The organism is Arthrobacter sp. SLBN-53, from assembly GCF_006715585.1.
Lineage (GTDB): Bacteria > Actinomycetota > Actinomycetes > Mycobacteriales > Mycobacteriaceae > Mycobacterium > Mycobacterium neoaurum_A.
The window spans coordinates 3,712,572-3,734,138 of the sequence record NZ_VFNN01000001.1; the positions used below are offsets into that span (position 1 = coordinate 3,712,572).

A 21,567-nucleotide genomic window follows, 5' to 3' on the forward strand; every position below is an offset into this window, starting at 1 on the left:
GATTGGGCCGAGATTCACATCATGGTCGTTCTGACATGCGACCGCGTCCCTGATGTGAATCTCGGCCACGGTGTCGGTGTCGAGTGTGAGCATCGGGCCATGAAGGTGTTCATCGGCAGCGAGGCATTGGCTGCGGGCCGCGTGACTCGCAACGACCTGCGGCGTCACTTCACCCGGCTGGCTCCGGACGTCTACGGTCCGAGTGACCCGACGCTGACGGATCGGTCGATCGCCGCACATCTGTGGTCGCGCCGCAAGGGGATTGTTACCGGAGTCGCAGCCTCGGCATTGCATCGCGCATTCTGGGTCGGTGACGACGTTCCGATCGAGTTGCTCGGGCGCAGCACCCGGCCTCCCGCGGGCGTGATCGTCTACCGGGACGCCTACGCCCCGGAGGAGGTGACGACGATCAGCGGTATTGCGGTTGCCACGGCTGCTCGGACAATCTTCGATCTCGGCAGGCATCTGCCGCGGGACGAGGCCGTGCAACGGATCGATGCGCTGCTCTGGGGCACACGTTTCGACGTAAAGGATGTCCTGCCGTTGATCGAGCGCTATCCGGCAGCGCGCAACATCCGACGGTTGCAGGTTGCCCTGTCGCTGGCCGACACCGGTGCGGAGTCACCACGCGAAACGTGGCTCCGATTGGCGTTGACCGATGCCGGCATGGCCCCTACCGGGACGCAGATCCCGGTGTTCGATGAGGCAGGCGCTCTGGTGACCAAGGTCGATATGGGGTGGGAGGACATGAAGGTCGGTATTCAATACGACGGTCGCCACCATCAGACCGACCGGTTGACCTACGTCAGGGATCAGATGGTGAATCGCGCGCTTGCCCGGTTGGAGTGGAACGTCCTTCGGGTCATCGCCGAGGATCCGCTGCCGGTCACCCTGGCGCGAGTGGAGGCAATGCTGTCACGCCGTGGCGGGCGGGCAGCGTGAGATTCACATGAGGGACGGCAGATCACCCAGGTCTGTCCCTGGTGTGAATCTTGGCCCGGACGGCCCGGGCGGACCCTCGTGAACAGCAGAAAACCGGCCTCAGACCAGCCGTTTTGGTAGCGGGAACGGCGAGAATGTACCCTCTTTAAGGCCCTACGGCCAGAGGTAGTGCAAGGCCCCCTTAGCTCAGTCGGCAGAGCGTTTCCATGGTAAGGAAAAGGTCAACGGTTCGATTCCGTTAGGGGGCTCGGTGGACGCGCCTGGCGGAGCTCCGCCTGCGTCGATCGGGGCGGTGTAGCTCAGCTGGTTAGAGCGCACGACTCATAATCGTGAGGTCGGGAGATCGAGCCTCCCCACCGCTACAGGCAGAACAACGAGAGGCAAGAGACGTGGCGTCGAGTACCGACGTACGGCCGAAGATCACTTTGGCCTGCGAGGTGTGCAAGCACCGTAACTACATCACCAAGAAGAACCGTCGGAACGACCCCGATCGGCTGGAGATCAAGAAGTTCTGCCCGAACTGCGGTCACCACCAGCCGCACAAAGAGTCCCGCTGACCGTTCGTCGTGGCTCTGTCGACCGATCTCGTCGGGATGCATTATCGCTATCCCGATGCATATGAGGTCGGGCGCGAAAAGGTGCGCGAGTACGCCGTAGCGGTCAAGAACGACGCCGCGTACTTCCAGGACGAAGCTGTCGCCGCCGAGCTGGGCCACTCGGCCCTGCCGGCGCCGCTGACCTTCATCAGCACCTTCGGGTACACCGCCCAGATCGCGTTCTTCGAGCACGCCAACATCGGTATCCACGACGCCCAGATCGTTCAGGTGGACCAGGCGTTCACATTTGTCCGGCCGATCCGCGTAGGAGACCGGCTGCACTGCGATGTGTACGTCGATTCGGTGCGTCAGGCGCACGGCACCGACATCATCGTCACCAAGAACATCATCACCAACGACAAGGGTGAGGTTGTCCAGGAGGCCTTGACGACCCTTGCCGGGCGTTCGGGCGACGGAGAAGAGGGCTTTTCAGATGGCACTGCGTGAATTCAGTTCGGTCAGCGTGGGAGACACCCTTCCGGAGAAGGTGATTCCGCTGACCCGTCAGGACCTGGTCAACTACGCCGGCGTATCCGGCGACCTGAACCCGATCCACTGGGACGACGAGATCGCCAAGCAGGTCGGTCTGGACACCGCCATCGCCCACGGCATGCTGACCATGGGCCTCGGCGGCGGCTACGTCACCGAATGGGTGGGCGACCCGGCCGCGGTCACCGAGTACAACGTCCGGTTCACCGCGGTGGTCCCCGTCCCCAATGACGGTGTCGGCGCCGAGCTGGTGTTCAACGGCCGGGTGAAGTCGGTGGATGCCGACACCAAGTCCGTGACGATCGCGCTGTCCGCGACGACCGGCGGCAAGAAGATCTTCGGCCGCGCCATCGCCATCGCGAAGCTGGCCTGACCATGGCTCTCAAAGCGGACATCCGGGGGATCGTCTACAAATACCCCGAGGTCTTCATCGTCGGTCGCGAGCAGGTCAAGATGTTCGCCAAGGCCGTTAAGTCGGAGCATCCGGCATCGCTGCACGAAGAGGCGGCCGCCGAGCTGGGCCACGACCGGCTGGTCGCGGGTCCGACGTTCGTCTCGATCCTGGCCAACCTGGTGCAGCAGGACTTCTTCCGCAATGTCGACGTCGGCATGGAGACCATGCAGATCATCCAGGTCGACCAGCGGTTCGTGTACCACCAGCCGATCCGGGTGGGTGATCACCTGAACGCCGAGCTGGAGATCATGTCCGTGGAGAATCGGTTCAATGCCGATATCGTCGTGACACGAAATATCCTTCGCGACGAGAACGGCGTCGTGGTCATGGAGGCGTACACCACGCTGATGGGGCACGAGGGCGACAACTCGGTGTCGGTGCGCTACGACCGCGAGTCCGGCCAGGTGCTGCGGACCGCGGCCGGGTAGGGCACGGCTGAGATGGGATTGGTAGAGGGGATTAGTAAGTAGTACTTGGACCGATGTACACTCGGTCCTCGGGGTTTTCCCACTACAGCGCGCTGTCCGTCGGTTCGTCAATCGGCCGATCGGAGAGCGCGCAACTGTGTGAGGCCCTGAACAGAGGGGCGTAGCTCAATTGGCAGAGCAGCGGTCTCCAAAACCGCAGGTTGCAGGTTCAAGTCCTGTCGCCCCTGCTCAACTGAATACTCGACAAGTGTGGACACTTAGAAGGTGACCACACGTAACCAGACGAAAGGCATGCGGTGAGCGACGACAAGCCGGCACTGGGGCCTTCGGCAGACGAGGCGCCCGAGGGCGGCGAGACGGCCGGCCAGCCCGCCGCAGCAGCCCGACCGCTGCGCCCGACCGGAAAGCGGACCCGTCGTGCGGCCGTCGACGTCATCGATGACGATGCCGATACCACTGCCGACACGGAGACCGTCGACGCGAGTGACGCAGGCACCGACTCGGACGAGAAGGCAGCCAAGCGCACCAAGGCGCCCAAGGCTGTGAAGAAAGAAGGCTCGCGGGTCAACCCGTTCGTCTTCGTCTGGAACTACCTGAAGCAGGTCATCACCGAACTGCGGAAGGTCATCTGGCCGAACCGTAAACAGATGGTCACCTACACGACAGTGGTCCTGGTGTTCCTGGCGTTCATGGTGACGCTGATCGGATTGGCTGATCTCGGGCTCGTGCGGCTCGTGGGAATCATCTTCGGCTGACCCGGAAGTTTGAGAGAGGACTGACAAGCGTGACTAGCTTCGACGGCGACGAAAATTTCGACGCCGACACCCCCGAGGGTGAAGCCATCGTCGACGTGATCGATGAAGCGGCAGCTGCCGAGGAGATCACCGAGACCGAGGCTCCCGCGGCCGAGGCTGCTGCCGAGGACGAGGATCCGGCGACCGCCCTGAAGAAGGATCTGCGGACGCGTCCCGGCAACTGGTACGTCATCCACTCGTACGCCGGTTACGAGAACAAGGTGAAGGCCAACCTCGAGACCCGCGTGCAGAACCTCGACGTCGGTGACTACATCTTCCAGGTCGAGGTGCCCACCGAAGAGGTCACCGAGATCAAGAACGGCCAGCGCAAGCAGGTCAACCGCAAGGTGCTGCCCGGCTACATCCTGGTCCGGATGGACCTGACCGACGAGTCGTGGAGCGCGGTGCGTAACACCCCCGGTGTCACCGGCTTCGTGGGTGCGACGTCCAAGCCGTCGCCGCTGACGCTCGATGACGTGGTGAAGTTCCTGCTGCCGCCTGCCGCGGCCAAGAAGCCGGCCTCCACCAAGGCCGCTGCCGCCGCATCGAGCGAGGCGACGCTGGAGCGTCCGGAGATTCTGGTCGACTTCGAGGTCGGCGAGTCGGTGACCGTGATGGACGGCCCGTTTGCGACGCTGCCGGCCTCGATCAGCGAGGTCAACGCCGAGCAGCAGAAGCTCAAGGTGCTGGTGTCGATCTTCGGCCGCGAGACGCCGGTCGAGCTGACGTTCACCCAGGTCGCCAAGATTTAGTTTTCGGGCCCGGATATCGGCTGGGCCCAAGAGAGAAGGAAAAACCAGAGCATGGCCCCGAAGAAGAAGGTTTCCGGGCTGATCAAGCTCCAGATCCAGGCCGGGCAGGCCAACCCTGCTCCGCCGGTGGGTCCGGCGCTCGGTCAGCACGGCGTCAACATCATGGAGTTCTGCAAGGCGTACAACGCCGCGACCGAGTCGCAGCGCGGGAACGTCATCCCCGTGGAGATCACCGTCTACGAGGACCGCACCTTCACGTTCGCCCTGAAGACCCCGCCCGCCGCCAAGCTGCTGCTCAAGGCTGCAGGCGTGCAGAAGGGCTCCGGCACCCCGCACACCACCAAGGTCGCCAAGGTGACCTGGGATCAGGTGCGCGAGATCGCCGAGACCAAGAAGGAAGACCTCAACGCCAACGACATCGACGCCGCGGCGAAGATCATCGCAGGCACCGCCCGCTCCATGGGCATCACCGTCGAGTAATTAGCACCAAGCATTTCGTGGGAGGGCCCGCTTCGGCCCGGCAACCACACCCTCTGAACTGGAGACACCAATGAGCAAGAGCAGTAAGGCCTATCGCGAGGCCGCCGAAAAGGTGGACCGCGACAATCTCTACACCCCGTTGCAGGCGGCCCGCCTGGCCAAGGACACGTCGTCGAAGAAGCAGGACGCGACCGTCGAGGTGGCCATCCGGCTGGGCGTCGATCCGCGTAAGGCAGACCAGATGGTGCGCGGCACCGTCAACCTGCCGCACGGGACCGGTAAGACCGCGCGCGTCGCGGTGTTCGCCGTGGGTGAGAAGGCCGAGCAGGCTACCGCTGCCGGCGCCGATATCGTCGGCAGCGATGACCTGATCGAGAAGATCCAGGGCGGTTTCCTGGACTTCGATGCGGCCATCGCGACCCCTGACCAGATGGCCAAGGTCGGGCGTATCGCCCGCGTGCTGGGCCCCCGTGGCCTGATGCCGAACCCGAAGACGGGCACCGTGACCGCGGATGTGGCCAAGGCTGTCACCGATATCAAGGGTGGCAAGATCAACTTCCGCGTCGACAAGCAGGCCAACCTGCACTTCGTGATCGGCAAGGCGTCGTTCGACGCCGAGAAGCTGGCCGAGAACTACGGCGCAGCCCTCGACGAGGTGCTGCGTGCCAAGCCGTCGTCGTCGAAGGGTCGCTACCTGAAGAAGGTCACCGTCTCGACCACGACCGGCCCCGGCATCCCGGTGGATCCCGCGGTCACCCGCAACTTCACCGCGGACGAGCAGGCCTGAGCCCGCTTCCCACAGTTGAGCCTGATGCCCCCGCACTTCGGTGCGGGGGCATCTTGCTGCGCGTCGACGACGGTGTGACCAAGCATCGGTGCTGCAGCGCATAGGATCGGCCCGGTGACTGGCGGAATCTGTCGGTGCGGGCATGAGCGGGCCGCGCACGAGCACTATCGTTCGGGCGCCGAGTGCGCGTTGTGCGCGCCGGGGGAGTGCACCGGCTTCCGGCGTCCCGGGGTGCTGGGGGCGTTGCGGGGGCTGTTCGGCAGGTAGCCCGCTCAGGGTGTGGGCGGATCAAGCGGGACGGCCACGGTGGCCAGTAGCGCTCGGTGATCGGACCCGGGTACGTCGACGGTGTGGATGGACGTCGGCGTCGAATTGCGGGTCAGCACATGGTCGATCGTGATCAGGGGTGGGATGCGCGGGTGCGGTGAGTACGTCGGGCCGAAGCCGGCGCCTGTCTGGCGCACCGCTTCCTGGTATCCGACGTCGAGCAGATCGCGGAACTGCCGCATGTCCACAGTGCTGTTGAAGTCGCCGGCGATGATGACCGCGGCCGGACCCGCAGCCTCGGCGTAAGCGGCGAATTCGGACTTGGCTGCGGTGATCTTGCGGTCCCAGTCGGCGAAGGTGTTCTCGTCGCCGGCGATGGGGGACATCAGGTGGACGCTGGAAAGGATGGGGTCGTGCTGAACTCCCGGGATGGCCAAGCGGACTGTGGTGGAGTTGCTTCCGTGCTCGGAAGTGGGCACAACGGTGATCGGATACCGACTCCACAGCCCGATGCCGTCTGCTCGCGGACGCGGCAAGAGTGACGAGTATGGAAAGGCTCGGCGGAGGCCTGCTCGGTCGAATCTCTCGACGGCTTCCACCGTCAACTCGGACACCGTGATGACATCGGCACTTGTTTCGGCCAGTTGGACGAAGAACGTCGGATCGGCCTGTCCGTAGCGCAGGTTCGACGACAGCACGCGGACGCTCAGAGCTTGGTCGCTATCGACGCCGTGTCCGCCGAAGTACCACGGAACCTGCACTGCGAGGGTGATCGCCAGGATGGCTGCCGCTGCGAGAGCGAGAAGTGCTCGGCGGCACAGCAGCAGCGCAGACACTGCAGCCAGGACTCCCAGCGGCACATAGGGGAGGCTGACGACGGTAAGGAGTGCCGGCAGGTTCGACAGCGGCAGCCCGCGTATGAGTACTGCGATTACGGCGTAGCCGAGCATCAGTATGGCGAAAGACGTGGTCAGCGATACCGGTCGAGACCATGCCGGGCCACGTCGGCGGTCTCTGGCGCGCAGAGCCATTAAGCGCGGCAAAGTTCTAGTATCGGCGGCAGCGCCGCAGCGATCTGGTCACCGATCGCGGCGAATACCTCCGGACTCTGACCAATCGGGTCGGCGATATCCACGTTGTCACTGGCGTCCAGGTATGGCCGAAAATTAGCGAGATCTGCAAGAGTGCGTGCATTTTGCTCGGTGATCAACCGTGCGGCCTCGATCAGGGTGAAGGTACGTTTCAGCTTTTGCGGAGCAACTTCGAGAACCGCCGCCCGGTGTGTGCTCGTCATAGCGAGGATGAGGTCGGCCCCTGTGGCAGTTTTCTCGGTGAGTTGTCTGGCAGCAAATTCTGAAGGATCTCCACCAAGCCTCACAAGTACCGACTCCGCCTCGGGATGAATGGGTTGTCCCAAAGCGGCCCGAGTTCCCGCGCTCGAAGCGGAGAACGTGTCGATGCCGATCTCATGGGCGTATGCGGTCGCCAAGCGTTCTGCGGTGGGCGAACGGCAGATGTTTCCGGTGCAAACGAAGAGTACGTGCAGGACGGCGCTCCTTATCCTGTCGATTTGTCGAGGCGTCTATCCCTGCCGGGTGTAAGCCGGATCGTATCTAGTATCCGGCCCGTCACGCGGGGCTGGTGCTCAGGTGGCGCAACGCGTACTCAAATTATCGCCGTGGCAAATTTTCGGCGATCAAAGGTTGAGGCGAAGGTGTAGTGCTCTCCCAAGTGCGAACCGGACGTCCGGGCGTCGTTATGGCAAGGGTCAAGCGCGTCGCGTGTCGATGCAAAACCGAGGGGCCACCGTGCCCGGCTCCTCCATTGACGACGACATCGCAAGAAAAGTTTGCTGAAACAGCGTAGGTGCGGGCGCTGGCACTGCCGACGTGACCCTTCGGCTTCACCGCTAGAGCCTGCAAGGAGCTCCGGGCCATACGTAAAACTCGCCCTACGTATCTGGTTCAGCAAACATTTCAAATCACGAAAACCGTCGCATTCGGACGTGTGCCCTCCAGCCTGGTCTTACCGCCATCCATATGGGCGCATTGCTAAAAAAATCGCTCTTACCTGCAGCAATAGCCGAGACGGCCGATCTCTCTGGCGAATAGTCGAGAAGATGCGTCAAGAGGCTTCCGAGGCTGCCGTTTAGGAACTAACATGCTGATCAACGCCTATCGGGCGATGTATCGCAGGAAAAATGAACGACTTGCTCTATGGTGCGATACTCTCGGTCGGCCGCAGTTAATCGGCAAATTGATGACAGGCAGTGACAAGGGGTGTGCGACAGCATGGGCGATGAGGCAGTCACGCTGTTCGGACCATGCGGTGCACGGTTTTCGCGAAAGCGGCCGACGTCAGGCTGGCTCCCGGGCCGTTTGCCCATTAACGTTTTCGTAAATTTGTCCCAAGTCTCGATAGGTGGCGTAGGTCGATGACCGTTGTCGATCCCGCGGCAGACCCCATACCCCGCATGGCGGACACCAAGAAGTCTTCGCGTGCTACGCCGAGTTCATACGCGGAACCGACGGTGACCAGCGTGCACGGTGTCGCAGGTCTCCTCGTCGGCGATACCTTTCAGCGCTCCGTTGACGTGCTGCCGCCCGCTGGCTTGGTCTCCAGGGTCGCTGGACCATCGGGGGTCGGCTACCTGGGCCGTGTGCGAGCGTGGATGGTCGTACCGGTCGTTGACTTCCTGATGTTGATCGCACCGATGATGTGGCGGCCGCCGCAGCCACTGACGATTCTCGCCATGGCGGTGTTGGGAACGCTGCTGCTTACCGGTGGCGCTCGTTATGTCGCGCCGCTGCATCTCAGCGTGATGGATGAGTTGCCGTCAATCGTCACCCGGCTGCTTGCCACGTCGGCGGCGATAGCGGCGGTGGTTCTCCACCTGCATGCCAAGCCGCAAGTGCTGATATTCCTCGAGACTGCTTGTCAAGCCATTGCACTCGTCATCGTCGGACGCTTGATCACGACCCGCTTGGTCGGATTCGGTCGGAAAATCGGCATCGCGCGACATCCGACCGTCCTCATAGGAGGCGGCCAGACTGCGACCGAAATCGCAAAGACTCTCGCTGATCACCGTGAGTACGGCTTAGTGCCTATTGGATTTGTTGACGACAGTCGCGGCTGCGTAGCCGCCGAGGTGCTGCCGCAGCTTGGCCGACTAGCGGACTTGGACATGGCGATGATCACCAGCGGCGCTGACACGATCCTCGTCGCCGACGGCGACTTCGACGAGCGTGCACTTATTGACGCAGTTCGTACTGAAGTTGGCCTCACGGCCGAGCTGCTCGTAGTGCCGAGACTTCACCATTTCCACACCCTGACCGGCACGGCTGACCATATCGGCTCCATCCCCATAATGAGAATCCGTAACCCCAATCTTCGAGGCCCTGCGCGAATCATTAAGAGATTGTTCGACATTGTCTCCGCTGGAGCCGCTCTACTGATCCTGTCTCCCGTTCTGGCAGTGGCCGCCCTGGCGGTCCGGGTAGAAGGCGGCCCAGGCGTCATCTTTCGGCAAACCCGTGTCGGCCGCGACGGCCGCACCTTTGAACTTTTGAAATTTCGATCGATGAGGCCGGCGAACGAAGCTGAATCGGCCACACAATGGAATGTCTCAGCAGATAGTCGAGTTGGCCCGGTCGGAAAGTTCCTGCGCTCGACGTCCATTGACGAGTTGCCGCAGCTGTGGAACATCCTTCGCGGCGATATGACAATCGTCGGACCTCGGCCAGAACGTCCCCATTTCGTTGAACAGTTCTCCACACAGTTCGACCGTTACGCACATCGGCACCGAGTTCAAGTCGGGTTGACGGGTTTTGCGCAAGTCAGTGGTCTAAAGGGAGATACGTCCATAGCCGACAGATGCCGCTACGACAACTTCTACATCGAGAACTGGTCGTTGTGGCTCGATATCAAGATCATACTTCGAACATTTCGCGCTGTCGTCTTGTACCGCGAGAGGTGAGGACAGGCAATGACGATCTCGGAAGTACCCCGCAGAGACAGGCGACAAACAGGTGCAGAAGTCTCCATCCCTCTTCCTCCGGCGCCGAGTGTACTTCGGCCGGTAGCGAAGTCGAGTTGGACGGCTGGCGTCGAGTCCCTCGTACCTACTGAGACTTGCGATCGCGTAGCTGCGATACTGCAGCGCGCGACCTCGATCGGCGCAGCGCGAGACGCTCTCAATATGGCTGGCTGGCACGCCACTATCGCGGGCAATCGAATAACAGTGGACGACCACATATCTGCTCAGTACTTGTCCGGCTCCTTCAATCTCGTTGGTGAGCGCACTGCTGAATGGGCGATCTATGGACGGACCGATGGATCAGTGCAATGTGTCAGCGCAACGAATTACCAACTCTAATGGGGGGACTTGTGGGAACCGAATTTGAAACAACAGCCGACAGTCGACCTAGAACGCGAAATGCTCTGGGTGGCAGATCTATAGCGGTAGTGGGTCTGGGCTATGTCGGAGTTCCCACCGCGCTGTCCTTCACCGATGCCGGCGCCAAGGTCGTCGGATTCGATGTCAACGAAGCGCGGCTGAGCGCCATCAAGGATGTTCGAATCGATTTGCTTGAGCGTGATAAGAAACGACTGGCGCCTGCACTCAACGACCATGTGCTGCGGTTGACAACCGAACCTTCGGCGATTGCCGAGACCGAGTTCGTGGTCGTCTGTGTTCCAACGCCGATCGATAACCATCTGACGCCTGATCTCACCGCTTTGGCCGCCGCGTGCGCGACAGTTGTCGAGCACGCGCGACTTCACCAGGTGATCGTGTTGACCTCGACCACGTATGCGGGCTGCACAAAGGATCTTCTGATCAAGCCGTTGCAGCGCAGGGGATTTGTCGTGGGCGAGGACATCTTTGTGGCCTTCAGCCCGGAACGGATAGATCCGGGCGTCGTCGCGCATGCACCCGAGAACACGCCGCGCGTGCTGGGAGGCTATTCCGCTGCATGTAGCGAGCGTGCCGCGGCGTATTTGGCGCACACGGCCGGATCGCTACACGTTGTCTCATCGCCCGAGGTCGCGGAGATGGCCAAGCTGCTGGAGAACACCTTTCGTGCCGTGAATGTTGCCCTCGCGAACGAGATAGCCGATGCCTCACAAGAACTCAGTATCGATGTCATGGAAGTGATCCGGGCAGCCGCGACCAAGCCGTATGGATTTATGCCGTTCTATCCGGGGCCTGGCGTCGGAGGGCATTGCATACCGTGCGATCCGCACTATCTGCTCTGGCAGCTCCGCGGCCGGAGAATGCAATCACCGTTAGTTGAGGCTGCGATGGGTGCGATCGCGGGTCGTCCACGTGTCATCGCGGAGCACGCTCGACGGATACTTGGCGAAAGCGGCAAGAAGCTTAAAGGATCCAAAGCGCTCGTTCTGGGGGTCAGCTACAAGCCTGCGCTCGGTGATGTCCGCGAGTCCCCTGCTCTGGAGATCATGCAGATGTTGGCCGAAGACGGTCTGACAGTGTGCTACTCCGACCCTTACGTCGAGGCGATCAATCTGCCGGCCAGTGGCAGCCTCTTTCACCTGCCGGACCCGGCTGCTCAAGATTGGGACCTGGTGATCGTCCATACCGCCCATCCGAACGTTGACTACTCGTGGTTGGAAGGTCATCCTGCCGTTCTGGATACGACCTATCGGCTGCAGGTATCCGGCGTACATGTGCCCTGAGAAGCGAATTCTGACACGGATTGGCGACTGAAGCTCGTCTGCTCAGCGTGGGTGTGCTCTCGACTCTGATGCGCTATTGATCAGTTGCTGCCAGTCCGTCGCAATGTTCTGAACCGCTTGTTGGCGCCGAAGATGTGCACTTGCATGCTCTTCCGGGGTGATCGGACGTTGAGACAGCCTGACGATTGCATCCGCGAAGCATTTTGGTTCTGGTGCGGTGAGGACGCCTGGTACCAATGCCGGAACGACTTCGGGCATAACGCTCTGATTGACCGCTACGACGGGTTTGCCGAACTGAGCGGCTTCGAACAGTACCAACCCGTAGGTCTCACCTAGTGACGGATGAACCATAATCTCCGCGCGAGAGAAATACTCTGCTGGGTCTTCGACATAACCGCTGAACCACACGCGGTCTGTAATTCCGAGCTCTCGGACCAGACCCTCTAGTTCGTGGCGCTGTGCTCCATCGCCCACAATATCCAGTGTGTAACTGGACGGTAGTAATGAAAGCGCGCGAATCGCGAGACCGAGATTTTTGTTCTTCGTGAGAGAACCAACCGCCAACAGTCTGCCGGATATGACGTGCTGAGTGTCCTGCCGATTCAGATTACGAACAATATTCGGTATGACCGCTATAGGCTCACTGAAACCGTAGGCAATCAGATCGCGCCGGAGTGATTCGCTCACCGCGACGGTTGCATGTGCACGCGCATACAGGGTCCGAGCGATAAACCGGAGAACTCGGAGATTCCGACTGGATTTAGCCTGTTCATCACCAAACGAATGCTCCCAAATCAGAGCGCCACGGCACGCATTTCGCGATAGGGCAAGTAACAGGGGAATGGCGGTCCACGCGCCGCTAAGAATTACGACACTATTGACGTCGGCGCGATGACGGAACGCTCGCCAGAGGGTGACCAAGCGTTTCCAACCTGTCACCGTCGAGCCCCATTGCTCGTCGATTATTGATGTGAGCCCCTGACTATCAGGTGGTGCCTCGTTCGCAAGGGCGACGACACGCACATCATAAGTCGACCTCAGTGATTCAATCAGCGACAGAGTGGCTGATTCAAGCCCGGTGAGCGGATATAGGCTTGACACAATAACGGTGACCGAAATCCGACTCTGTGGAGTGTTGCAACCATGAACCACTATCGTCGAGGTCCTCTCAGGGTAGTCAGGTTGACTGTCTGAAATATACCTTGAAACTGTGAACGATTTTGCGCCCGCGGATTTCTGCGTCGAGAATTTTCTGGCTCCCGCGCTGATTCGGCCACGCCATGGTAATAGCCGGTTACCGAGAAAGCGCTCGGCGGTACCGACGAGCTAGCCGCGCAGATTACGTGAAATTCGAGCGAGCAGCATCATCACACGTAGCACTAGGCCGCACAACACTGCCACCTGCACTCCTTCTGCACCGCCCTGCAGGGCGCCGTAGATGGCAGTCGGTAGTAGCGCGACGAAACTGACAAGAGTCGCGGAGGACACTATATTGACGCGGTTGAACGAAGTTATTACCGCATATGCCAACACCGAGTTGAACAGGTCAACTGCAATGATGCATGCGGTTAGAAAGCCCATTGACGTGGATATGTCAATTTGCCGATCGCTCAACCAGTTGGCAAGGGTGGGACTACACACGATAAGCGTCATCCCGATCGCGACAGCTAAGCCAGCGGTGACCGCTAGAGCAGTACGACTTCTACTCGGTAGAGCGCTATCTGCTGCGCGCGGTACCCAGCCCTGAAAGACAACAACGATTGGATTGAGTCCCGCACTGACGAGTTGTCGAATTTTATCGACCAGTGCATACGTCGCCTGCGCCCAAGGGGCTGCGACGGCGATAATCACAAATGGCGCCGTGAGAAAGAGCTGCGATATAACCATAGATACAATGCCATGGCGTCGCGAGGCCAGGATCTCTCGTAGTGGCTTTTTGGGAGGGGCCGAACGAGCTTCCGAACTGGTTGAATGACGCACCCACAATGAAACGAAAATCAATCCGATAACCATGCCGGCCGAGGTTGATGCCAGACCGATCAACGCTCCGTATCCAGCATGCATGAGGGCGATACCGAAGGCAGTACTCAGCACCCTCGGCACGATCTCAAGCCACAGCCAGGTATACGGCCTCGCCAATCCCGCGAAGTACCAGTTGCTGGTGAGCGACACGAGGGTCGCCGACAACGCGCCAGCAGCGGCGAAGGGCGCATGCTGAGGAGATAGCCCTACCGCAACAGCAGCTGCCAGTACGCCTGCGGGCGCCAACAAGCTGAGCTTTACCCGAACTGAGTCGGCATATTCTCTGCGCCTGGTGCCTGTTCCACCACGAGCGATGATCGATGGACCCGAGACGTTCCAGCCGTAACCCACCACCAGGCAGGCGACGGCTCCGACGGCCTGTCCTAACGCTATGGCTCCCCACGCCGCGACACCGTCGGCGCCAACCATGGCGGGGACTGAGGCCACAGATACCACCGCCAACAGAACCGTCGACAGGCCGAAGCCGGCAAGGCGGCTTGCGCCATTCCCTGCGGCGCGAAATCTGGAATTCACGCTCGATGTTCCGGCTGACCGTCTTGTGCTAATTCGCCGGCAGGTGAGCGACGCTCATGGTCGTTGGAATAAAGCAATGGTGAATCATCATGAACTACCCGTCCCTCGGACGCACACCTTGTCTGCTTCGGCATCCATGAAGTGCCCGCTCTGGGTTGTGAAGTCTCTTCTGGAACGTTTCGACCTGCAGTACCAACACATACAGATACAAGTGCGAAGAATAGCCACGTTCCGGCATCGATGGTAAGTGGATTCCAGATCGCCTCAATTATCCCGCAGACTGCGAACACGAGTGGCACCACTGCACCACGTGCGGTCGATCGATAATTCTCGATCGCAGACGCTGTCACGCGAAACATAACGACAGCGAATAGCGCCAAACCGATCAGCCCGCCGGAAAAGTAGATGAGTAGGTATTCACTATGGGGAAAGCGGTCGAACGTTTTGCCGAAGTAACCGGCGTGTGTTAGTGCGTCCCACCAGTCAATACCGCGACCACTCGCGGCGTACCCAGACACTGCTTCGCGGCCCAGTATCCAGATCCGACCCCTGTTGCTGAAATCCGACAGCTGAGCGCGAAAGACCAGCGCCATTCCTATTGCAATCGGTAATACCGATACTGACAAAGCGACCAGGGTGATGGACAGCGGCGATGCTCGGTAACTTCTTTTCGGCATTGACAGAAAGCGATTGAAGGCCATCAAAGCTACGCCGGCGCCGAGTGCTAAGGACGAAGTCCGGGACATGGTCGCATAGAGTATTGCGAACAGGAAAACCATGGTGACCATGGATTTCTTGGATATACTGCATGTGGCCAAAAGCAGGGCGCCTGAAATCGCGGCCATCAGTCCGAGCAGGTTGCCTGATTCGAAAGGTCCTTGAAGAATTGCATCGAAATCGGTGCATTTGAACTTGCCACACGGGATGAAAGCGCCCGGAGTGAGCGGCACGGTTACGACAACGAACGTAGTTGTGGTGAGTGCAGCTGAGAAGAACTGGGCAGCCGTTATCGGTCGGTATCGTTGGGTTATTACGAACGCAGCCAGAGCGATGCCAGACACGATACGAGATAGTGCCGAGTAAGCTGTCTCGTCGTCGGCCATCCAGATATTCACGCAAAAGAGCCACGCCCAGAATGCCAGTATTAGACCCGCAGGGGTTCCGTTCATTATTGGTGCGGATGAACGTCGTTCGGGATGGGGCCTCTTAGAACCTGAAAGCTCTGAGAGTAGGAGGCTGGCGACGAATCCGGCGAGCGTAGCGGCTTGCAGGAGTTCACGACTGCCAATTAGAGTCGTGGCACTAAATGTACCGCCGGTTACTATTATTTGGGCAGAAAATGCCTGTGCTCGCGCCCCGGGACTCCAGGCCTCGGCGATCAGTTGTCTGGACGCAAAAACGCTCGCAATCGCCAACACCGTCAGGGCGATCCATACCAGTGTCACCAGACCGCCCGCCACGACTTAGAAGACTAACAGGCGCCCGTGGCTTTGCTATCGCATATCCGCGTGTGCTGGGGTATCTGATTTAGCCAGCGGCAGGCGACAACTCGAAAATGTAGAAGTCAGCGAAGCTAGTGTGATCTGGATCGTCTGCTGAGTAAGGGTAGGCGTTGGGTATTCGCTGAATGAGTCGGAAGCGAGGTTCGTTGGCGTCGATCCACCTGGTGAACTCTCTGTGGCGGACGTGCGGCGTCTGGTGAGGTTGGGACTCGTTGCTGGCGTAGATGATCACCCAGCGCGACGATGCCGCGAATAGCTGCTTCATATAGTCGTTGAACACCTCGTCTTCAACGAGGTGATAGATGACATCCAACGACAGCACAAGATCTGCCTGCAGATCACCGGGTACCTCGGCCGTATGAAGAAAGCGAATCGCGGTGTTACCTGCAAACCGGCGACGGGTCGTCTCGATGGCGGTTGTCGATACATCTATCCCGGTGTAGTCAGGGTAGTCCGCCAGCTCGAGCTGGGCGCCGTCGCCAGATCCGAACTCGATGACACTCCGGATGTTGTTCTCCTTGACGAACGTATTCAGGACCTGTGCCTTGAACTCGGCAAGACGATCGTAGGATCCAGCGCCCGATGTCCCCCCTTGGCGGTAGCGGTCCTCCCAGTAGTTTGCCGACGAGGTGAAGGACTTTCCACCCCTGAGCGCGGAAGTCGCTCTGCGCGCGAGTTGTTGCAACCGTGGTGCTTTGGCCAGGATCGCTGGAATTTTCAACCGTGTTCCCATCTGTGTGGCCTTATCGCCCAATACATTCAACCGCGATCCCGACTCTCGCGCAGTTGAATGCGTGGCCGTACTCGATGGTGCCCGATGGTTTCGCCGTAGTCCACGCGTGCCTGGCGAGGTCGGAACTCGTCAGGGCAGGGTGGAATTCATCTGGTTGGTCTCTGCGCACTCAACGCCTGTTTGATTCCGCCCTCTAGCTCCCTGGTTAGAGTCGACATGTAGGTAGCCGTGACGTGATCGGTGTCTCGGTAGACGATGACGTTCCCGATGACCGATGGGCATCGATCGCCTTTACAGAAGAACTTTCGTAAATCGACAACCGTGACGTTCGGTCCTGCTGCGTCCATGAGTGGGTCGGGGTTCTTGAATCCCACGCTGGTGGGGTTGCCACAGTTGACGATGTTGCTGCCGACTCGACTAACGCAAGAGATGGCGTCCTCGGTGTTAGCAGGGTTGTCGCTCACCACGACCAGGCGGGAACCCGCTGCGATCACCGGTTCCCACGCGTTGGCGAAGACCTGGCGGTCACCTCCGTAGATCCGATATGCCGTCGTCACAACAACGTCGTATCGCTCGGCGATCAGCTTGTCTTGAATTTCAGCAACGTCGCACTCGTCGTCGTAGGCGGGAAGCCGCCACTGGCAGCGAAATCCGATGTAGGTGGTCAGGTTCCATTTGTTCTGACCCAACGAGGGGAGTAGTCCGGGCAGTAGCGCGGCTGCGTGAGAGTCGCCGACGACGGCGATGCGGACCGCGCCGGCGCCCTCATAGCCGTAGGTGCAGCTACGCATCTGCGGATCGTCTTCTTCTTGGTAACACTCGAATGCCCCACCGTTATCGTCCGCGAAATGATCGATAGACGGACGCACCGGTTCGTTCGGGTCGAAGATGGGGCAACCGGGCGTGACCATCGCAGCAGAGCCCAGGCACGGGTAGTCGACAGGTTCGGTCGTGGTGGCCGCGCTGTAGCGTGAGTGCGTGTTTGCCAGTATCTCGGCTTGCTGGTCGGCGCGCCACATCCCGGCGATCGACAATGCCACCGCGGCGGCGGTGAGCGCGCCGATACCAGCGTAGAACCTCGGGCTGTTGTACCAAGGAACGTCTCGATCTCCGGGGGTAAGCCAGTCTGATTGCCGGATCGGGTTCTCGTAGAAGTGGTAGGTGAGGGCGGTAAGGCCGAGCGGCAGTACTACCGCCAGCACATAGAACGCGGTGTCTCGTGGAATCACGGCGAGTAGCAGCATGATGACCGGCCAGTGCCATAAGTACAGGGTGTAGCTGGTGTCGCCGAACCAGCGCGCAACTGGGTTGGTGAGCAGCGGGACTGCCCGAACTTCGACGCCGTGGAATGACGCGACTACGAGCGCGGTGGACAGCACGGGTAGCGCAACCCACGGCGCAGGGAACAGGGATGTTTCATTGATCAGGAATAGCGACGCTGCCACGCCCGCAAGTCCGAGATATGCCAGGGCAGGCCGGTATTGGTCGGGTATGCGCGCCAGCCACACTCCTGCGATGGCGAGGAGCGCGCCGATGCCGAGCTCCCATATTCGGGTAAAGGTAGAGAAGTAGGCGCTGTTGGGGTCGGTCAGCGTTTGGTACATGGCCCATGCGGCGGATAAGACGGCGATGGCCAGCATCGATCCGAACAGTCCCCACTGGCGGGTAGCTGCGCGTCCCCGTGTCATGGCCCGGCGGGTGGCGGCGAATATGGCGAACAGCAGGATCGGCCAGATGAAGTAGAACTGTTCCTCGATTGACAGCGACCAATAGTGTTGTAGTGGTGAGGGGGGTTGGGTCTGCTGGAAGTAGTCGGCCCCAACGGCTTGGAAGCGCCAGTTGGACGCAAAGATCGCCGCGTAGAGGCCGTCTATGAGGGTCGCGCGTGCGCGTGTCGCGGGGAACAGGAAGAAGCCCGCGGTCACGGTGATCGTAATGACGAGTAAGGCGGACGGCAGGATGCGTTTCGCGCGCCGAGCATAGAAGTTTTGGAACGACAGGGTGCGGGTTTCTGTGCGTTCTCGTATCAGAATTCCAGTGATGAAGAATCCGGATAGGACGAAGAAGATGTCGACACCGACGAACCCGCCGCTGGGCCAGTCGAAGAGATGGTTGGCGAAGACGACAAGGACGGCGACAGCACGCATCCCCTGAAGGTCAGGCCGGTGATGCAAATGTCCCTTGCGTAGAGGAACTGCTGTGCGGCGACTTGTCAATTGCCCACCCCCGGTGATCGGCAGTTTCGATCGTAGGGGCTGCGTCGGGGCAGAGCAGGGAAAATGGGTGAGTTCTAATTCGTCTTCCCGGCGTCGTGGCACGGGATGAAACGACTCAATACTTGGTGTCGACGTAGGGCCCGAAGCAGCGGATCTCGACCAGCTGCCTCCGGCCAAGCCGACCCTTACCGACACATCGAGATAGGGGTAGAACTCACCCGAACAATGGGTTGGCTTAGACAGCATCGGTGAGCTGTGCAGGGAGTAATCTGTGCCGGTAGCGAGTTACGTGGCCCGTCGAGATTGATCTCGGTGTTTTGCCGCACCTGATAAGCGAGTGAGGGGGCCGTTGTTGCCCGAGGATGTAGGCACAGATATTGGCCGTCCCTGTGCGCCATCAGTTTCGGTCGTCGTACCGACCGTCGGACGGCCGGAGCTTCTGCGAGCGCTGGCAAGTGTCCGGCAACAGACATCCGGTGCGCGGGTTGAGTTGATTGTGGTTCACGATGGCGGGCCGAATGAGGATCTTCCGCGTGGAGTGGACGATCTTGCGGATCGAGTTCTGCGAACAAAGGGTCGCGCTGGTGGTTCGCACGCACGAAACATGGGTATTGCGGCGGCTGAGATGGATTTCGTCGCGCTTCTCGATGACGACGACGAGTGGTTACCAACCAAACTCGACGCACAGTTCGCAGTTCTCGACACTCGAGATCCCAGCCGCACCGTGGTTTCGGGACGCCAACTGTTCGTGGACTCGCGGACCGGTAGCGTCTCCAGACCCAGCCCGGACAGGCTCATCGGGGAGGCCGAGTCTGTGGAGCATTACCTGTTTCGCCGGCGTCCCCCGAGCGGTGGGCGCCCCACGATGACCACGCCGACCTTGCTGTTGTCGACCGAGTTGGCGAAAGCGACTGAGTGGGATGAATCCCTACGCAGACACCAGGATTGGGACTGGTTGGTGCGGCTCGGTCGCCAGCCTGGGATTTCGTTTGTGCAGGCGCCCGATGCCGTTGTCCGCATAAATCTCGGTTCTGCCGGATCCATATCAGCGAGCACTGACTGGCGGAGTTCCTTGGCCTGGGCTGACCGTGCACTTAAAGTAGATCGACACATCTACGCTGATTTCATTGCGGCGCAAACACTCCGCTACGCACTTGCAGGTCGTTCACGCAGCGGGGTCCGTGCCGCGCTGGCGGCGCTTCGACGTTCGGGGTGTTTGCCAGCGCCTGGGCCGGCGGCCATTGGGATCGCCGGCCTAATGCCGCGGCGTCTGATTGATCGAGTCACATCGTCGACCGGCGGTGTCCGTTGATGCTCACGCCTGTCGGGATAGGTGTGTAACGCCATCGGTGAGCGCAGGGGTGCACCGCTCTCGCCTTTTCTACGGCTTTCGCCGCTGATGCGCATTGGTATGTGCGCTTTCGGCAGTTTCCGGCTCATCGCTGGTCGAGGAAGCGACTGTGTCGACTATGGCAGATCTTGACGATCGTTCAGCTTCGGATTGCCCGTAATAGGTGTAGCTGTACGACGCGTCCCCGCGTTCGGGTGCCATCGTGAGCACTGTCCCTAACGTACGTGCGCCCACGTGCTCAAGGTTGGACAATGCGTGCGCCAGTTGATCCCGCTTTGCTTGCCCGAATCGGGCCATGATGAGTACTCCGTCGGACTCAGCCGCCAGTATCGCTGCGTCTGTAACGGCAAGGAGCGGCGAAGAATCGATGATCACGTAATCGAATTCTCCGCGCATCTCGGCCAACAACTTTTTGGCGGCCATCGATCCAAGCAGCTCACTGGGATTGGGCGGAATGGTTCCACAGGTGAGGGCGGTCAAGCCGGGGAAGCGAGTCTTCTGCAGAACGTCAGACAGGTCCGCTTTTCCGCTCAGAACGGTGCTGAGGCCTGCTTGGCCAACCAGATTCAGATACTTATCAAGCTTGGGGCGGCGCATATCGCCATCGACAATCAGTACATTGTGTTCGGCCTCGGCAAGCGCCAACGCGATGTTGATCGATGACGTCGACTTTCCTTCTCCGGGCATCGAGCTCGTCACGACGATGACGCGAGGAGGATTGTCGACAGCTAGAAACTGCAGATTGGTTCGAAGCTTTCGAAACGCCTCAGCAATTGCAGAGTTGTCCTGGCCGAAGGAGATTGGCGGATCCTTCCGGCGTTCCTTGTCGCTGGGAATGATGCCGACCATGCCCACGCCGGTCACCTGTTCAAGCGCTTCTTTATCCTTCACCGTGTTGTCGAGGAGTCCACGGAGGATTGCAAGGCCAACTCCGGCGACGAGTCCGAATGCGAGCGCCAAGAGCAGGTTGTTGAGTAGGTTTGGCGAAATTGGCTTGTCTGGAATCGATGCCCGCTGCTCAACTACAACACGAGCGTCGGGTCGAGACCCATCCTCTGGCGTCTCCAGCTCTCTCACCATGGTCACGAACTCGTCGGACAGAACATTTGCGATGTCACGCGCCTGGACTGGCGATGGATCTTGAACCTTGACATCGATGAGTACCGTCTCTGGTTTCGCGGTGGCTTTGATTCTTTCGCGAAGGGATGACGCGCTCACTCCGAGATTCAGCTTGTCGATTGTTCGCTGGGCCAAAGTCTCGCCCATCAGCAGCTCCGCGTATGAAAGAACCCGCTCCTGCGAAAGTCGATTACCTTGGTAAGTGTCGGCAACGCTGTCTCCACCGGAAGCTGAGACAAAAAGCCTTGTGGATGCCTGGTATTGGGGAGTGGTGAGCAATGTGAAGGCGAGAGCTCCCAGCACTGCCGCCGCCACCGTCACAGCCATCGTGATCCATCGGGCTCGCAGTAGTTTGACGAAATCTTGCAGAGTCACGATTGCCCCTTTACTGCGGAATGCCCAGC

21 protein-coding genes and 3 tRNA genes are annotated in these 21,567 nt (G+C 60.2%); 16 read left to right on the forward strand and 8 right to left on the reverse strand.

The genetic code is table 11. The annotated features are described in order from the left end of the window. The first annotated feature begins 21 nt into the window (after positions 1 to 21). The 13 genes from FBY28_RS17855 to FBY28_RS25800 all read left to right on the forward strand — a co-directional run bounded on the left by FBY28_RS17855 (position 22) and on the right by FBY28_RS25800 (position 5,989). Complete coding sequence (locus tag FBY28_RS17855) at positions 22 to 942, forward strand: hypothetical protein (protein ID WP_216847784.1); 921 nt, start codon at positions 22 to 24, stop codon at positions 940 to 942. A gap of 175 nt (positions 943 to 1,117) precedes the next feature. Continuing rightward, positions 1,118 to 1,190: transfer RNA gene (locus tag FBY28_RS17860), tRNA-Thr, on the forward strand. Positions 1,191 to 1,230: 40 nt separating this feature from the next. Further along, a tRNA-Met gene (locus FBY28_RS17865) sits at positions 1,231 to 1,304 on the forward strand. Positions 1,305 to 1,331: 27 nt separating this feature from the next. Beyond that, positions 1,332 to 1,499, forward strand: coding sequence for a 50S ribosomal protein L33 (gene rpmG, locus FBY28_RS17870; protein ID WP_023985310.1), 168 nt, complete (start codon positions 1,332 to 1,334; stop codon positions 1,497 to 1,499). Between the two features lie 9 nt (positions 1,500 to 1,508). After that, complete coding sequence (gene hadA / locus FBY28_RS17875; protein WP_141868740.1) at positions 1,509 to 1,985, forward strand: (3R)-hydroxyacyl-ACP dehydratase subunit HadA; 477 nt, start codon at positions 1,509 to 1,511, stop codon at positions 1,983 to 1,985. Then, on the forward strand, positions 1,972 to 2,400 hold the full coding sequence (hadB, locus tag FBY28_RS17880; RefSeq protein WP_141868741.1) for a (3R)-hydroxyacyl-ACP dehydratase subunit HadB: 429 nt from the start codon (positions 1,972 to 1,974) through the stop codon (positions 2,398 to 2,400). Before hadA ends, hadB begins: the two co-directional genes overlap by 14 nt. A 2-nt stretch (positions 2,401 to 2,402) precedes the next feature. After that, positions 2,403 to 2,909: a (3R)-hydroxyacyl-ACP dehydratase subunit HadC gene (gene hadC / locus FBY28_RS17885; protein WP_141868742.1), complete on the forward strand. Its 507-nt coding sequence runs from the start codon at positions 2,403 to 2,405 to the stop codon at positions 2,907 to 2,909. Between the two features lie 154 nt (positions 2,910 to 3,063). Then, positions 3,064 to 3,136 (forward strand) — tRNA-Trp (locus FBY28_RS17890). Between the two features lie 69 nt (positions 3,137 to 3,205). Continuing rightward, complete coding sequence (secE, locus tag FBY28_RS17895) at positions 3,206 to 3,664, forward strand: preprotein translocase subunit SecE (RefSeq protein ID WP_141868743.1); 459 nt, start codon at positions 3,206 to 3,208, stop codon at positions 3,662 to 3,664. Positions 3,665 to 3,693: 29 nt separating this feature from the next. Continuing rightward, positions 3,694 to 4,455 (forward strand): transcription termination/antitermination protein NusG, encoded by a 762-nt coding sequence (gene nusG, locus FBY28_RS17900; RefSeq protein WP_019513970.1) that lies wholly within the window; start codon positions 3,694 to 3,696, stop codon positions 4,453 to 4,455. A 51-nt stretch (positions 4,456 to 4,506) separates the two neighbouring features. After that, complete coding sequence (gene rplK, locus FBY28_RS17905) at positions 4,507 to 4,935, forward strand: 50S ribosomal protein L11 (RefSeq protein WP_019513971.1); 429 nt, start codon at positions 4,507 to 4,509, stop codon at positions 4,933 to 4,935. A 70-nt stretch (positions 4,936 to 5,005) separates the two neighbouring features. Further along, positions 5,006 to 5,722: a 50S ribosomal protein L1 gene (rplA, locus tag FBY28_RS17910; protein WP_019513972.1), complete on the forward strand. Its 717-nt coding sequence runs from the start codon at positions 5,006 to 5,008 to the stop codon at positions 5,720 to 5,722. 114 nt (positions 5,723 to 5,836) lie between these two features. After that, a complete protein-coding gene (locus FBY28_RS25800) occupies positions 5,837 to 5,989 on the forward strand; it encodes a hypothetical protein (protein ID WP_160145502.1) in 153 nt (50 codons plus the stop codon). 5 nt (positions 5,990 to 5,994) lie between these two features. Here the strand turns inward: FBY28_RS25800 and FBY28_RS17915 are convergent, their stop codons facing one another. Further along, positions 5,995 to 6,849 (reverse strand): endonuclease/exonuclease/phosphatase family protein, encoded by an 855-nt coding sequence (locus FBY28_RS17915; protein WP_216847785.1) that lies wholly within the window; start codon positions 6,847 to 6,849, stop codon positions 5,995 to 5,997. A gap of 170 nt (positions 6,850 to 7,019) precedes the next feature. Beyond that, a complete protein-coding gene (locus FBY28_RS17920; protein WP_216848136.1) occupies positions 7,020 to 7,559 on the reverse strand; it encodes an arsenate reductase/protein-tyrosine-phosphatase family protein in 540 nt (179 codons plus the stop codon). An 864-nt stretch (positions 7,560 to 8,423) separates the two neighbouring features. Between FBY28_RS17920 and FBY28_RS17925 the strand changes: the two genes are divergently transcribed. Further along, positions 8,424 to 9,965, forward strand: coding sequence for a sugar transferase (locus FBY28_RS17925; RefSeq protein ID WP_216847786.1), 1,542 nt, complete (start codon positions 8,424 to 8,426; stop codon positions 9,963 to 9,965). Positions 9,966 to 10,453: 488 nt separating this feature from the next. Continuing rightward, the gene (locus FBY28_RS17930; RefSeq protein ID WP_216847787.1) at positions 10,454 to 11,686 is read left to right on the forward strand and encodes a nucleotide sugar dehydrogenase; all 1,233 of its coding nucleotides are present in this window, start codon (positions 10,454 to 10,456) and stop codon (positions 11,684 to 11,686) included. A gap of 42 nt (positions 11,687 to 11,728) precedes the next feature. Here FBY28_RS17930 and FBY28_RS17935 read toward each other — a convergent pair whose 3' ends face one another. From FBY28_RS17935 to FBY28_RS17955, 5 genes are all read right to left on the reverse strand, one after another. Further along, positions 11,729 to 12,838: a glycosyltransferase gene (locus tag FBY28_RS17935; protein WP_353618530.1), complete on the reverse strand. Its 1,110-nt coding sequence runs from the start codon at positions 12,836 to 12,838 to the stop codon at positions 11,729 to 11,731. Between the two features lie 174 nt (positions 12,839 to 13,012). Further along, complete coding sequence (locus FBY28_RS17940; RefSeq protein ID WP_141868746.1) at positions 13,013 to 14,242, reverse strand: hypothetical protein; 1,230 nt, start codon at positions 14,240 to 14,242, stop codon at positions 13,013 to 13,015. Next, a complete protein-coding gene (locus FBY28_RS17945; RefSeq protein WP_141868747.1) occupies positions 14,239 to 15,702 on the reverse strand; it encodes an O-antigen ligase family protein in 1,464 nt (487 codons plus the stop codon). The genes FBY28_RS17940 and FBY28_RS17945 overlap by 4 nt, the downstream gene beginning before the upstream one ends. Positions 15,703 to 15,769: 67 nt before the next feature. Further along, a complete protein-coding gene (locus FBY28_RS17950; protein WP_141868748.1) occupies positions 15,770 to 16,477 on the reverse strand; it encodes a class I SAM-dependent methyltransferase in 708 nt (235 codons plus the stop codon). 146 nt (positions 16,478 to 16,623) lie between these two features. Then, on the reverse strand, positions 16,624 to 18,624 hold the full coding sequence (locus FBY28_RS17955; RefSeq protein ID WP_141868749.1) for an acyltransferase family protein: 2,001 nt from the start codon (positions 18,622 to 18,624) through the stop codon (positions 16,624 to 16,626). Between the two features lie 406 nt (positions 18,625 to 19,030). On the opposite strand from FBY28_RS17955, the gene FBY28_RS26430 reads away from it, so the two are divergent. Next, positions 19,031 to 20,005 (forward strand): glycosyltransferase family 2 protein, encoded by a 975-nt coding sequence (locus FBY28_RS26430; RefSeq protein ID WP_141868750.1) that lies wholly within the window; start codon positions 19,031 to 19,033, stop codon positions 20,003 to 20,005. Between the two features lie 69 nt (positions 20,006 to 20,074). On the opposite strand, the gene FBY28_RS17965 is transcribed toward FBY28_RS26430, so the two are convergent. Further along, positions 20,075 to 21,538, reverse strand: coding sequence for a tyrosine-protein kinase domain-containing protein (locus FBY28_RS17965; RefSeq protein ID WP_141868751.1), 1,464 nt, complete (start codon positions 21,536 to 21,538; stop codon positions 20,075 to 20,077). Positions 21,539 to 21,567 lie beyond the last annotated feature (29 nt).